The sequence below is a fragment of the Mesorhizobium sp. WSM4820 genome, assembly GCF_055811075.1.
The window spans coordinates 73655-87467 of sequence record NZ_JBVVQN010000018.1 but is presented as its reverse complement, the minus strand read 5'-3'; the positions used below and the strand labels follow the sequence as shown (position 1 = coordinate 87467).

At 63.0% G+C, this 13813-nt stretch carries 11 protein-coding genes; 8 read left to right on the top strand and 3 right to left on the bottom strand.

Annotated features, from left to right (window positions below):
• Window positions 1–115 precede the first annotated feature (115 nt).
• Both phbB and AC0L2R_RS25695 read right to left on the bottom strand, forming a co-directional pair.
• The gene (phbB, locus tag AC0L2R_RS25700) at window positions 116–841 is read right to left on the bottom strand and encodes an acetoacetyl-CoA reductase (RefSeq protein ID WP_128170628.1); all 726 of its coding nucleotides are present in this window, start codon (window positions 839–841) and stop codon (window positions 116–118) included.
• Window positions 842–963: 122 nt separating this feature from the next.
• Entirely contained in the window at window positions 964–2142 is a 1179-nt protein-coding gene (locus AC0L2R_RS25695; protein WP_091593553.1) for an acetyl-CoA C-acetyltransferase, read from the bottom strand.
• A gap of 313 nt (window positions 2143–2455) precedes the next feature.
• Here AC0L2R_RS25695 and phaR point away from each other — a divergent pair, with 313 nt between their 5' ends.
• The 3 genes from phaR (at window position 2456) to AC0L2R_RS25680 (ending at window position 5321) form a co-directional block, all read left to right on the top strand.
• A complete protein-coding gene (gene phaR, locus AC0L2R_RS25690) occupies window positions 2456–3067 on the top strand; it encodes a polyhydroxyalkanoate synthesis repressor PhaR (RefSeq protein ID WP_027152940.1) in 612 nt (203 codons plus the stop codon).
• Between the two features lie 305 nt (window positions 3068–3372).
• The gene (locus AC0L2R_RS25685; protein WP_128182015.1) at window positions 3373–4155 is read left to right on the top strand and encodes a 3-hydroxybutyrate dehydrogenase; all 783 of its coding nucleotides are present in this window, start codon (window positions 3373–3375) and stop codon (window positions 4153–4155) included.
• 35 nt (window positions 4156–4190) lie between these two features.
• Window positions 4191–5321, top strand: a complete 1131-nt coding sequence (locus AC0L2R_RS25680; protein ID WP_027152943.1) for a patatin-like phospholipase family protein — start codon at window positions 4191–4193, stop codon at window positions 5319–5321.
• A 13-nt stretch (window positions 5322–5334) separates the two neighbouring features.
• Here the strand turns inward: AC0L2R_RS25680 and AC0L2R_RS25675 are convergent, their stop codons facing one another.
• The gene (locus AC0L2R_RS25675) at window positions 5335–5931 is read right to left on the bottom strand and encodes a TetR/AcrR family transcriptional regulator (RefSeq protein ID WP_473512242.1); all 597 of its coding nucleotides are present in this window, start codon (window positions 5929–5931) and stop codon (window positions 5335–5337) included.
• 118 nt (window positions 5932–6049) lie between these two features.
• On the opposite strand from AC0L2R_RS25675, the gene AC0L2R_RS25670 reads away from it, so the two are divergent.
• From AC0L2R_RS25670 to AC0L2R_RS25650, 5 genes are all read left to right on the top strand, one after another.
• On the top strand, window positions 6050–6511 hold the full coding sequence (locus AC0L2R_RS25670; RefSeq protein ID WP_473512241.1) for a (2Fe-2S)-binding protein: 462 nt from the start codon (window positions 6050–6052) through the stop codon (window positions 6509–6511).
• A 2-nt stretch (window positions 6512–6513) separates the two neighbouring features.
• Window positions 6514–8787, top strand: coding sequence for a xanthine dehydrogenase family protein molybdopterin-binding subunit (locus tag AC0L2R_RS25665; protein WP_473512239.1), 2274 nt, complete (start codon window positions 6514–6516; stop codon window positions 8785–8787).
• 398 nt (window positions 8788–9185) lie between these two features.
• On the top strand, window positions 9186–10364 hold the full coding sequence (locus AC0L2R_RS25660; protein WP_473512238.1) for an efflux RND transporter periplasmic adaptor subunit: 1179 nt from the start codon (window positions 9186–9188) through the stop codon (window positions 10362–10364).
• 2 nt (window positions 10365–10366) lie between these two features.
• A complete protein-coding gene (locus AC0L2R_RS25655) occupies window positions 10367–13543 on the top strand; it encodes an efflux RND transporter permease subunit (RefSeq protein ID WP_473512237.1) in 3177 nt (1058 codons plus the stop codon).
• A gap of 98 nt (window positions 13544–13641) precedes the next feature.
• Window positions 13642–13800 (top strand): DUF3309 family protein, encoded by a 159-nt coding sequence (locus tag AC0L2R_RS25650; protein ID WP_091593346.1) that lies wholly within the window; start codon window positions 13642–13644, stop codon window positions 13798–13800.
• Window positions 13801–13813: the final 13 nt, after the last annotated feature.

Sequence of the window (13813 nt, the reverse complement as noted above, 5' to 3'; positions counted from 1 at the left end):
CGACGCAGTCGCTGCACCAGGATGCCAGCAATGCAAAACGGCCTGGTTCAAGCCTCTCCCATGGCATAGCGCTGCCGCAGCGGGCTGCAACAGTCACCGGCAACAGGCCGACGCCTCAGGTGATATATTGGCCGCCATTGGCTGATATGGTCGAGCCGGTGATGAAACCGGCATCGTCGGAAGCGAGGAAGACGACGCAGCGTGCGATCTCTTCCGGCTCGCCGAGGCGGCCGACCGGGATCTGCGGGATGACGCGCTCATTGAGCACCTTCTCGTCCATCGCCCTGACCATCTCGGTGGCGATGTAGCCGGGGCAGATGACATTGACGGTGATACCGACCCGCGCCCCTTCCTGGGCGAGCGCCTTGGTGAAGCCGATATCGCCGGCCTTCGACGCCGAATAATTGACCTGGCCGGTCTGGCCTTTCTGGCCATTGATCGAGGAGATGGTGATGACGCGGCCGAACTTGCGGTCGCGCATGCCGACCCACAGTGGGTGCGTCATGTTGAAGACGCCGGAAAGATTGGTGTCGACGACCTCTTTCCACTGCTCGCGCGTCATCTTGTGGAACATGGCGTCGCGGGTGATGCCGGCATTGTTGACCAGAACGGAAACCGGGCCGAGATCGGCCTCGATCTGCTTGATGCCGGCGGCGCAGGCATCGTAGTCGGCGACCGACCATTTGTAGACGGGGATGCCGGTCTCTGCCTTGAATTTCTGCGCCGCTTCGTCATTGCCGGCGTAGTTCGCGGCGACCTGATAGCCGGCGGTTTTCAGGCCGATCGAGATCGCGGCGCCAATGCCGCGCGACCCACCGGTGACGAGTGCTACCTTTGTCATAATATCCTCCCTTTTTCTCGATCGGCGGGCGGCGAACGGAAACGCTCTAACGGCGGAGCCTGTTCGCCACCGACTGTTTCACGGCTTGCTCGCTCCGTCCTCACGGCGCTTTGCAGATGACTTCACAGCGCTTCCACGCACATGGCGACCCCCATGCCGCCGCCGATGCACAGCGTGGCAAGGCCTTTCCTGGCGCTTCTGCGGCGCATCTCGTAAACCAGCGTGTTGAAGATGCGGGCCCCGGAGGCGCCGATCGGATGGCCGATGGCGATGGCACCGCCATTGACATTGACGATCGACGGATCCCAGCCCATGTCCTTGTTGACGGCGCAGGCCTGGGCGGCGAAGGCTTCGTTGGCCTCGATCAGGTCGAGATCGCCGACCGACCAGCCGGCCTTGGCCAGCGCCTTGCGCGAGGCGGGAATAGGCCCGGTGCCCATAATCTGCGGATCGACACCCGCGGTCGCCCAGGACACGATGCGCGCCAGCGGCGTGATGCCACGCTTTGCGGCTTCCGCTTCGGTCATCAGCAGCACCGCGGCGGCGCCATCATTGATGCCGGAGGCATTGGCGGCGGTCACCGTGCCGTCCTTGTCGAAGGCCGGTCTCAGCTTGGTCATGGCCTCGATCGTGGCGCCGTGGCGGATATATTCGTCCTGGTCGACAATGGTGTCGCCCTTCTTGCCCTTGACGGTGAAGGCCACGATCTCGTCCTTGAATTTGCCGGCTTTCTGCGCGGCCTCTGCCTTGTTCTGGGAGGCCAATGCGAGCTGGTCCTGGTCCTCGCGGGTAATCTGGAACTGGCGAGCGACGTTTTCGGCCGTGTTGCCCATGTGGTAGCCATTGAAGGCATCCCACAGCCCATCCTTGATCATGATGTCGATCATCTTGTAGTCGCCCATCTTGACGCCGGCACGCAGGTGTTGAGCGTGCGGGGCCAGCGACATCGATTCCTGCCCGCCGGCGACGATCACCTTGGCATCGCCTGTCGCGATCTGCTGCATACCGAGAGCAACAGCGCGCAGACCTGAGCCGCAAACCTGGTTGAGGCCCCAGGCGGTGGTTTCCTTCGGCAGGCCGGCTTCGATAGATGCCTGGCGGGCGGGGTTCTGGCCCTGAGCCGCGGTCAGCACCTGGCCGAGGATGACCTCGTCGACTTCCGCCGGCTCGACACCGGCACGAGACAGCAACTCCTTGATGACGACGGCACCAAGCTCATGCGCCGGCGTGGCGGCGAAGGCGCCGTTGAAGGAACCGACGGGCGTGCGCGCCGCACTGGCGACAACGATGGCAGCGGACATGTTCTTCTCCACACTTCGAGGTATCGAGGTTTTGGTATCGCAGTTTGTATCGTCAGGGCTTTTCTTGCCCTTTCAATGATCCAAGTCAAACCGGAAATGGGCATACCGGCCATGCGCCGCAAGCAGGTTGCGCATCCGTGGTGGATACAGCCGGCCCATTGCTGCGCAGCATTTTTAGTCCGCCGTGCAGCATTAATTGATGCCGCACTGCACAAACCGCTTGGAATTGTAACGCTTTTGCGCATATCCTTGAAAAGGCGCAATCGTTACCGGCAGCTTACCTCAAGTGCGCCGGTGTCCTGGGAGGATGCTGATGGCCGCGAAAGACGAACCGATTATCATCAAGAAATATGCCAATCGCCGCCTCTACAACACCGGCACCAGCACCTATGTGACGCTCGAGGACCTTGCCGAAATGGTCAAGAAGGGCGTGGAGTTCACCGTCCAGGACGCCAAGACCGGCGACGACATCACCCATCCGGTGCTGACCCAGATCATCTTCGAACTGGAGAACAAGGAAGGGCAGAACATGCTGCCGATTCCGTTCCTGCGCCAGTTGATCGCTTTTTACGGCGACCAGATGCAGATGATCGTGCCGAGCTTCCTCGAACAGTCGATGATCGCCTTCTCGAAGGAACAGGAACGCTTCCGCGAGCAGATGAAGGGTGCGTTGGGCAAGTCGCCGCTGGACATGATGAAGATCGCCACGCCGATCAAGGCGCTGGAAGAGCAGACGCGCCGCAACATGGAGATGTTCCAGAACGCCATGCGCCTGTTCACGCCCTTCCCACCGGCAGGCTCGAATGGCACTTCCGCAGCGCCGGCGGAGCCGGCCAGGAAAGAGACGTCGGAAAAGCCCGACGACCTTCAGGAACTGAAGGAACAGATCGCCGCCATGCAGCGCAAACTCGACACGATGTCGTGATCGCCGGCCGGCCGGCCGAAATCTCTCATCAGCAGGCCGTGTCAGAAATCTCCGCCTCGGAATGAGTGCCGCGCGACCGCTATTGCGTTCTAAAACGCAATCTCACGAACACCCGAAGTGGCTCCAGGGCACGCTGACCAACTGTTCGCACGGCCTGTTCAGGCGCACAGCTTCGAGTGAGGGTGACCTCTTTCAGGACAAAAATTTCATGTCATCGCCACTGAGTGCCGCTGTTTTTGCGCCACACGAGACATATATGCTGCACTGCAATATGGTCCGTTGGCGCCGTAATGAAGGATTTCGCCTTGCCCAGCAGAAAAACCGCCATCGTCACCGGTTCCACCTCGGGCATCGGCCTGGCAATCGCCCATGCCCTCGCGGCCGATGGCTGCAACATCGTCGTCAATTCCTTTTCAGACACGGCCGACGACCAGGCCGTCACCGATGCGATCGCCAAGCATCACGGCGTGAAGACTGTCTACATCAAGGCAGATATGTCGAAGCCGGCCGAATGCCGGGCGCTGGTCGCAAAGGCAGCCGAGAGCTTCGGCTCGGTCGACATCCTGGTCAACAATGCCGGCATCCAGCATGTCGCGCCGGTGGAAGAATTTCCCGTCGAGAAGTGGGACGCCATCATCGCCATCAATTTGTCGTCGGCCTTTCACACCATCGCCGCCGCCATCCCGCTGATGAGAGAAGCCGGCGGCGGCAGGATCGTCAACATCGCCTCGGCCCATGGGCTGGTCGCCTCGCCGTTCAAATCGGCCTATGTCGCGGCCAAGCACGGCATCATGGGACTGACCAAGACGGTCGCTTTGGAACTGGCGCGCGACAAGATCACCTGCAACGCCATCTGTCCCGGCTATGTGCTGACGCCGCTGGTCGAGGCGCAGATCCCCGACCAGATGAAGGCGAACAAGATGGACCGCGACACGGTGGTCCGCGAGGTCATGCTCGACAGGCAGCCGACCAAGGAATTCGTCACGGTCGAGCAAGTTGCCGCTGCCGCGGTGTTCCTGTGCTCGGATGCGGCAGCGCAGATCAACGGCACGCAAATCTCGGTCGACGGCGGCTGGACCGCGCAGTGATCCATCCAATGGCTCTCTAGATCAAGGACAACGCCATGACGACAAACGGCAAGGCGGAGGAGCCCAAGAAGATCAACGTCGCGCTGCAGGGCGGCGGCTCGCACGGCGCCTTTTCCTGGGGCGTGCTCGACCAGTTGCTGGAGGACGGACGGCTCGACATCGCGGCGGTTTCGGGCACCAGCGCCGGCGCCATGAACGCGGTGGCGCTGGCCGACGGCTTCGTCCGCGGCGGCGTCGAGGGCGCGCGGCAGAAGCTCGACGATTTCTGGCGCGCGGTGGCGCGGAAGGGCCGGTTCAGCCCGGTGCAGCGCATGCCGTGGGACGTCGCCTGGGGCAACTGGTCGATCGAGAACACGCCGGGCTATCTGTTTTTCGACACGATGTCGCGGGTGTTTTCGCCCTATGTCGCCAACCCGCTCGGCCTCAACCCGCTGCGCGACGTGATCGAACAGGAGATCGATTTCGGCAATGTGCGCGCCTGCAAATCGATGGAGCTGTTCATCTCCGCGACCAATGTCGAGACCGGGCAGTTACGCGTCTTTTCCGATGGCGAGATCGATCTCGACACGGTGATGGCGTCGGCTTGCCTGCCGCAGCTGTTCCGCGCCGTCGAGATCAAGGGCGTGCCCTACTGGGATGGCGGCTATGGCGGCAATCCGGCGCTGTTCCCGTTCTTCAAGACGACTGCCACCGAGGACGTGCTTTTGGTGCAGATCAATCCGGTGGTCCGCGAGGGGACGCCGAAGAGCGCCAACGAAATCCAGAATCGCATCGACGAGATCACCTTCAACGCCGGACTCTTGCGCGAATTCCGCTCGATCGCCTTCATCAAGGAGCTGATTGCCGCCGGCCGGCTGCCGCATGGCGAATACCGCGACATCCGCATGCACCGCATCGATGCCGACGAGGCATTCAAGGACCTGTCGGCATCGTCCAAGGTCAATGCCGAATGGGCGTTTCTGACCTATCTGCGCGACCTTGGCCGCACCGCCGCCAGCGACTGGCTGGAGGAGAATTACGACGCCGTCGGCAAGCGGCCGACGCTTGACCTCTCAGGCGAGCTCGACGACGGCTTCAAGCCGATGCGTGGTCCGGCACCGGGCCGGCGGGTCAAGGAGTTCCTTGCAGCACGCAAGAAGCCCGAGGCAGCGCGTCGCCGAGCCTGAGGCGTTTTGTTTGTCAGTTTTTTTGCAAGGCTAGATCGATCACCTTGATCAGCACGGCCGCAGCCCGCCGCTGCTCGTCCGGATCGCTGATGCGCATCTTCATGCCTTCCAGCCCGTCGAGCAGCATGTCGGCCAGCAATTTTGCCGACAAGCCCTTGGCGGTGAGATCGACGCCATTGCGTCCGGCCTCGCTCTGGATCGCTGCCGCGACATGCTCGGAAAACCGGCTGCGCCAGCAGCCGATCAGGTCGGCGAGACTCGATTTCATGTCAAGGAGTTCGGCGCCATGCGGCGAGGCGTGGACGGTGCGCGTCATCGAGATCAGCGCTTCGTCGATGGCCCGCATCGTGCGCTCGGCAAATGGTTCTTCGCCGGCGAGTGCCGTTTTCGCCTGCTCGAGCGAGCGGGAGAGCAGCATCACCGCAATGGCGCGATAAATATCGGTCTTGTTCTTGAACTGGAGATAAAGCGCCGGCCGCGACATGTCGGCGGCACGCGCAATGTCGTCCATGGTGGTGCGGGCGAAACCATAGGCCAGAAACACCTTCATCGCGCTGTCCAGAATGCGGGCGCGCTTGGGGTCGGTGGCGATGTCCTCGATCTCGATCATGGCGCGACTTTATCCTGCAAAAGCTCTATTGACAAAATGACGTAATTTGTCAAGATGTATAAGGGCGAATGGCCGACCGGGCCTGCCCGGGCTGTGGACGACAACAAAGGGTATCCCCATGCACCTCACCGTCGACGGGCGGGCATTCGACGTCAATGCCGATCCCGAAATGCCGCTGCTGTGGGCGCTGCGCGATCTCATGGGCAAGACCGGGCCGAAGTTCGGCTGCGGCATCGCCGCCTGCGGCGCCTGCACGGTGCATGTCGACGGCCAGCCGGTGCGCTCCTGTTCATTGCCGGTCGGTGAGGTCACCGGCGCGGTCACCACGATCGAAGGCATCGGCACCGAAGGCAGATTGCATCCGGTACAGCAGGCATGGCTGGAAGAGCAGGTCGCCCAGTGCGGCTACTGCCAAGCCGGCCAGATCATGAGCGCGGTGGCGCTGCTCGACCAGGTTGCCGACCCGACCGATGCCGACATCGACGATGCCATGGGCGGCAATCTCTGCCGCTGCGGCACCTACCCGAAGATCCGTGCGGCGATCAGACGAGCGGTCGTCCTCAAGACGGCGGGAATCTGACCATGGCCAGTGTCGGAAAGATCGCCCGCCGCACGTTTCTCATCGGCACCGCTGCCATCGCGGGCGGCGTCGCCGTCGGCTATTACTATTATCGCAAGCCTTTTCCGAATCCGCTGGAAGGCGACCTCGCGGCCGATGAAGCGACCTTCAACCCCTATGTCAAAATCGGCGCCGACAACACCATCACCATCGTCGCGCCGCGCGCCGAGATGGGCCAAGGCATCTCGACGACGCTTGCTGCCATGGTTGCCGAAGAGCTCGATGTCGGGCTCGACCAGATCAAGGTCGAGCACGGCCCGGCCTCCTACGCCTATTTCAATGCGGCGATGCTGGAAGAGGGCGGGCCGTTCGCCTTCTTCGATGAAAGCATGACCGCTGAAATAGTGCGCGCCGGCATGGGCGTGGTCGGAAAATTCCTCGCCCTGCAAGGCACCGGCGGTTCGACATCGACGCTCGACGGTTTCGGCAAGATGCGGCAGGCAGGCGCCGTCGCGCGGCAGATGCTGATTGCGGCGGCCGCGCAAAAACTCGGCATAGCTGCCGCCGAGCTGGAAACCGCCAATGGCAGGGTCCTGCACAAGGCGTCGGGCAAGTCGCTGACCTATGGCGCGGTCGCCGCGACCGCTGCGACGATGGCGCCGCCCGCGGAAATCAGGCTCAAGGACAAAGCCGACTGGAAACTGCTCGGCAAACCGCAAAAACGCATCGACATGCTGGCCAAGGTCACCGGGGCACCGATCTTCGGCATCGACGTGACGCTGCCGCAGATGCTGTACGGCACGGTCAAGATGAGCCCGCGCTTCTGGGCCAAACCGGTCAAGGCGGATGTCTCCAACGCCGAGAAAATGCCTGGCGTGATCAAGATCGTGCCGATCGACACGAATTACGGCCACGGCTTCGGCATCATCGCCGAAAACACCTGGGCGGCGTTCAAGGCGGCGGAGGCGATCGACGCCGAATGGGCCGATCCGGAATATCCGCCGGACAGCGCCGGCATTTCCGAGGTGATGAAGCAGGCGCTCGGCACAAAAGGATCGGTGATGCGCGACGATGGCGATGTCGATACCGCCTTCGCGGACGCGCCCCGCGAAAGGATCGTCGAGGCCGACTATGAGGTGCCTTATCTGGCACATGCGACGATGGAGCCGATGAACGCGACGGCGCGGCTGAAGGACGGCGCTCTCGACATCTGGTGCGGCAACCAGGCGCCGACTTTGGTGCGGCAGCTTTGCGCCAATGCTGTCGGCATCGAACAGGACAAGGTCAGCGTCCACACCACCTTCATGGGCGGCGGCTTCGGCCGACGTATCGAGGTGGACTTTGCGCTCTGTGCCGCGTTGATGGCGAAGGAAACCGCAGGCCGGCCGATCAAGGTGATCTGGACGCGCGAGGAGGACATGCGCCACGACGCTTACCGGCCGGCTTCGGTCGGCAAATTCCAGGCGCGGCTTGGCGACGACGGCATGCCGGTCGCCGTCGGCATGGCAATCGCCTCGCCATCGCCGATAGCCAGCACCTTGCGCCGGCTGTTTCCCTCGATATCGCCGCTTGGCCCCGACAAGTCCATTGTCGATGGAGCCTACGACCAGCCCTACACCATCCCGAATTACCGGGTCAGCGGCATTGCTGCGCCCGCCTCCATCCCGGTCGGCTTCTGGCGATCGGTCGGCTGCTCGATCAACGGCTTCTTTCATGAGGGTTTTATGGACGAGATCGCCGTCGCCGGGAAAACCGATCCGGTCGAACTGCGCAAGATGCTGATGGCTGCCTATCCGGCAGCGGTGAAGGTGGTCGAGAAGGTCGCCGAAATGGCGAAGTGGGGCGAGGCGCTGCCCGCCGGCAAGGCCAAGGGCATGGCGTTCACGCTGTCCTTCGGCAGTTGGGTTGGCGAGATCGTCCAGGTCGCCGACACGCCGTCCGGGATCCGCATCGAGAAGATGTGGATCGCCGCCGATGTCGGCACCGCGCTCGATCCTGGTATCATCGAGGCGCAACTCATCTCCGCCGCCATCTACGGCCTGTCGGCAGCGATGGGTCAGGAGATTACTTTCGCCGACGGCATGGTCGAGCAGTCGAATTTTCATGACTACGACGCCATGCGCATCTCCCAGTGTCCGGCGTTCGAAGTCGCCATCCTGGAGAATTTTCACAAGATGGGCGGCGTTGGCGAAGTCGGCACGCCACCGGCGGCACCGGCACTCGCCAACGCCATCTTCGCACTGACAGGCAAGCGCATCCGGACACTGCCCTTGTCGAAGGAGGTGACCTTTGCATGAAATATTCCCATCATGCTGACAGCTGCTGCCATGCTGTTTTGCTGGCGCCTTTACCAACGGCACTGGCAAGCCGCGCACGGCACCGATGATGGTCGATGCAGCCAAGACTTGCCCGAGGGACGCGGTCTGCCGGTTGCTTTCGCATCCGCGCTGCGCCGAGTGTTATGTCGCAGAATAAAAGGCCGCGCTGGTCCGGCGCGCCTCATGGCGGCGGCCGCATCCTGCCCAGCGAAGTATTACCCATCAACATTTCTGACTATATTGCGGTGCAACTTTGATGTAGAAGCTCGTTCGCCGATCACGGCAAGTTGAACACGGCCTTGCGCGCACCCATATCGGCGACGCGCCCGAGTTAGAAGACGCGGCCTGGCCGAATCCCGCGCACTGGAAAAATGACGATGCCGAAGTACAGGTTTCACAAGCTTGCTGCCATTGTTGTGCTTGTCGGTTTCGCTGCCTGGATGGTGACGGGCGAGTTCTCGTCCGTCGGCAGCGCGGCCGCCGACAAATCCAAAGCGGGGGAGGTCGAGCAGCCAAAGGCAGCTGACGCCGGCAACGCCAAGCCCAGTGAGGCAGAACAGCCCAAGGCGACCTTGCGCACCGTCGCGACCATAACCCCGCCCAGGCGTACCTATGCGCGCGCCATCCGGATTTCCGGACTGACCGAAGCCGACAAGCGCGCGGTCCTGGCGACGCGCGTCGCCGGCGTCATCGACAAGCTGCCGGTCAAGCAGGGACAGCGCGTCAAGACCGGCGACCTCGTGCTGATGCTGGCAGCCGAGGAAAAGCTTTCGGCTGTCAGCAACGCCAAGCAGCTTCTGGTCCAGCGTCAGGCCGAACTCGAGGCAGCATTGCGGCTGATGAAAACCGGCAATCTGCCCAAGCTGCAGCTCGATACCGCGCGCTCCAACCTGACGCTAGCCCAGTCGCACCTGGAAGCCGCGCAGGCCGAACTCGACCGCAACGAGGTGAAGGCGCCGTTCGACGGCGTCATCGACCGGGTACCGGTGGAGCTTGGCAGTTCCGTGATGCAGGGCGGCGAAGTGGCGACCATTCTGAGCCTCGATCCGGTGATCGCCCGCGGCGAGGTCAGCGAACGTGATCTCGGCTATCTGAAGATCGGCGACAAGGCGAAGGTACGGTTGGTCAGCGGCCAGAATGTCGAGGGCACCGTGCGCTATATCAGCCGCGACGCCTCGTCCGCCACCCGCACCTTCCGCGTCGAGATCGCAATCCCCAACCCCGAGGGCACCATTCCGGCCGGGATGACCGCCGAGATCGCGCTGAGCGCGCTGCCGACCGACGCAGTCATGCTGCCGCGCTCCGTGGTGACGCTCGGCGACAAGGGCGATCTCGGCATCCGCGCCGTCGACAAGGACAACAAGGTCGTGTTCTTCCCGATCGATCTGGTCGACGATACGCCAACCGGCCTGGTGCTCGGCGGCATCCCTGCCGATGCGCGCATCATCGTCGCCGGCCAGGAACTGGTGAAGGAAGGCGAAGTGGTCAAGCCGGTCGAGGCCGACCAGGCGACCATTCAGAAGCTGCTGGGCGAAGCGACGGCCGGGACGCAGTAATCATGGATATCGTCAAACTCGCAATCAGCAATGCCAGGCTGACCATTTCGGTGCTGGTGTTCCTCATCCTTGCCGGTGCGGTCGCCTATGAGTCGACACCGAAGGAAGCGGAACCTGACGTTCCGATTCCGATGATGTATGTCAGCCTGATCTATCAGGGCATCTCGCCCGAGGATTCGGAACGCCTTCTGCTGCGGCCGATGGAAGCCAAGCTGAAGAGCCTCAAGGGGCTCAAGGAGATGCGTTCGGCCGCCTTCCAGGGCGGCGGTTATGTGCTGGTCGAATTCCACCCGCAGACGGATCTGGCGACGGCGCTGCAGGACACGCGCAGCAAGGTCCAGGACGGCAAGGCCGACCTGCCGCAGGCAGCCGAGGAGCCTGTAGTCTCCGAAGTCAACGTCTCCGAATTCCCCGTCCTTGTCGTGACGCTGTCGGGCGAAGTGCCCGAGCGCGTTCTGACGATGGCGGCGCGCGAGTTGCGCGACCGCATCGAGGAAGTGCCGGGCGTGCTGGAGGGCTCGCTGCAGGGTGCCCGCGACGATCTCGTCGAAGTCGTCATCGATCCGATGAAACTGTCTTCCTACGGGCTGCAGCTCGAGCAGCTGATCGGTGCGGTCGGCGATTCCAACAGTCTCGTCGCCGCCGGCAACATCGAAGGGTCCGAGGGCAAATACGCGGTCAAGGTGCCGTCGCTGATCGAAACGCCACAGGACGTGGCGGCGCTTCCGATCGTCGCCGGCCCCAATGCCGTGGTGCAGGCCCAGGATATCGCCACCGTCCGCTCCACCTTCAAGGACGCCGAGACGGTGACCCGTCTCGACGGCAAGCCGGCGATCGCCATCGAGGTGAAGAAGCGCATCGGCTCCAACCTGATCGACACGATCGCCCAGGTGAGGGCCGTGTCCGATGCCTTCATAAAGACCATGCCGGAAGGCATGCACGTCACCTACACGCAGGACAAATCGGTCTTCGTCAACCAGTTGCTCGGCGATCTGCAGAACCACGTCATGATCGCCGTGATCCTGGTGTTCATCGTCATTCTCTACGCGCTGTCGGGCCGCGCCTCGCTGCTGATCGGCCTCGCCATTCCATCGTCCTTCCTGATCGGCATCCTGCTGTTGGCCATGATGGGCTACACGATCAACATGATCGTGCTGTTCAGCCTCATCCTGGCGGTCGGCATGCTGGTCGACGACGCCATTATCGTCACCGAATTCGCCGAGCGGCGGATGAGCGAAGGCATGCCTAAGGCAGAGGCGTTCGCGCTTGCCGCCAAGCGCATGGCCGGTCCGGTCATCGCCGCGACGATGACGCGCATCGCCGCCTTTTCGCCGCTGCTGTTCTGGCCGGGCATCATCGGCGACTTCATGAAATACATGCCGATCACGCTGATCGTCACGCTCTCGGCCTCAATGCTCTATGCACTGGTCTTTGCACCGGCGCTTGGCGCCCTGTTCGCCAAGGCGCCGCCGCATCACGAGAGCGACAACCGCGACGGCTGGTACATGGCCGTGGTCAAGCAGGCGGTGCGCTTTCCCATCACCGTGCTTCTGCTCACCGTCGGCCTCTTGTTCGGTGTCGGCTTTGCCTATTCGAAATACGGCGCCGGCGTCGAGTTCTTCCCGAATGTCGAGCCTGACTACGGTCTGCTCTACGTGCACGCCCGCGGCAACCTTTCGCTCGCCGAAATGGATGCCGCCACAACGACCGCGGAAAACCGGCTTCTCGGCTGGCCGGGCGTGAAATCGGTCTATACCCGTGTCGGCAAGACGCAAGGCGGCGGCCAGGACATTCCCGAAGACGTGGTCGGCGTGATCCAGTACGAGTTCGTCGACTGGCGCGAGCGCAAATCGGCGAACGCCATCCTGGACGAACTGCGCGGCGTCATGGCGGGCATTCCCGGCGTCGACGTCGAGGTTCGCGTGCCCGAGGCCGGCCCGCCCACCGGCAAGCCGATCCAGATCAGGCTGTCAGCCGTCGACCCGAAAGGCCTCGACGACAAGGCGCGCGCGGTCGCCGCGCGCATTGCCAAGGTGCCCGGTGTCATCGATATTTCCGACGGCCTGCCGCCACCCGGCGTCGACTGGGCGCTCGACGTCGATCGCGCCAAGGCGGCGCAATACGGCATCAGCCCGACTTCGGTCGGCACGGTGGTGCAACTGGTGACGAACGGGCTGAAGCTCAGCGAATACCGGCCGGCCGGTGCGGACGACGCCGTCGACATCAGGCTGCGCCTGCCCGAGGACCGGCGCACGCTGTCGACCCTCGACGACCTCAGGGTGCAGACGTCGCAAGGGTCGGTGCCGATCTCGAATTTCGTCGTGCGCAAGCCCGAGCCGACCGTCGGCATCCTCAACCGCATCGACGGCGCGCGCACCGTGGTCGTCCAGGCCAATGTCGCCGCCGGCGAGCAGGTCGCTTCTGTCCAGCAGCAGGTCAGCCAGGCTGTCGCCGAAGTGGATCTCGGCAGCGGCATACGCTGGAAGCTTGCCGGCTCGAACGAGGACAGCGCCGAGGCCAGCGCTTTCCTCAGCAAGGCCTTTGGCGCGGCGATCTTCCTGATCTTCCTGGTGCTTCTGATGCAGTTCAACAAGTTCACCAGCGTCTGGCTGGTGCTGTCCTGCGTGGTCATGGCGACCGTCGGCGTGTTCCTGGGATTGCTGTTGACTGGAGAGGCGTTCGGCATCGTCATGTCGGGCATCGGCGTCATCGCGCTGGCCGGCGTGGTGGTGAACAACAACATCGTGCTGATCGACACCTACGACCGGCTGCGCGAAGAGGGCTGGGACAAGATGGACGCCGTGCTGCAGACTTGCCGCGAACGTGCCCGCCCGGTGGTGCTGACGGCGGTGTCGGCGATCCTCGGCGTGCTGCCGATCGCTTTCGGCCTCGGTCTCGAAATCTTCCATCACGAGACGACGATCAACGCGCCGTCGACGCAATGGTGGATTTCACTGTCCTCGGCGATCGTCTTCGGCCTGTCCTTCGCCACCTTGCTGACTCTGGTGGTGACACCGTCGATGCTGATGGTGTTCACGCGTAGCAAGAACAGCCGCTTCTATGCATTCTTCCGTCGGGTGTTCCGGCGCGGGACGCCAGCCGATGTGACTATGGAGACCTCCGCAGGGCCGGGCTTGCACGACGAGCCGGCGATTGACTTCCCGAAGGCCGCCGAATAGGTCGCTCCCTTCAGCCCAGGTAGAAAAGGCCGCCGGGAACAACCCAGCGGCCTTTTGCATTGTCCTGTCATGGAATGCCTCAAAGCGGGGAGTTTCTCATGACGCTCAGCACCATTCTCATCATCATTCTGATCCTCATTCTGATCGGCGCGGTGCCGGCATGGCCTCATTCGCGTTCCTGGGGTTATGGTCCCTCCGGCATCGTCGGCGTCATCCTGATCGTGCTGCTGGTGTTGCTGCTGATGGGCAGGATTTGACCCGGAGTTTGGT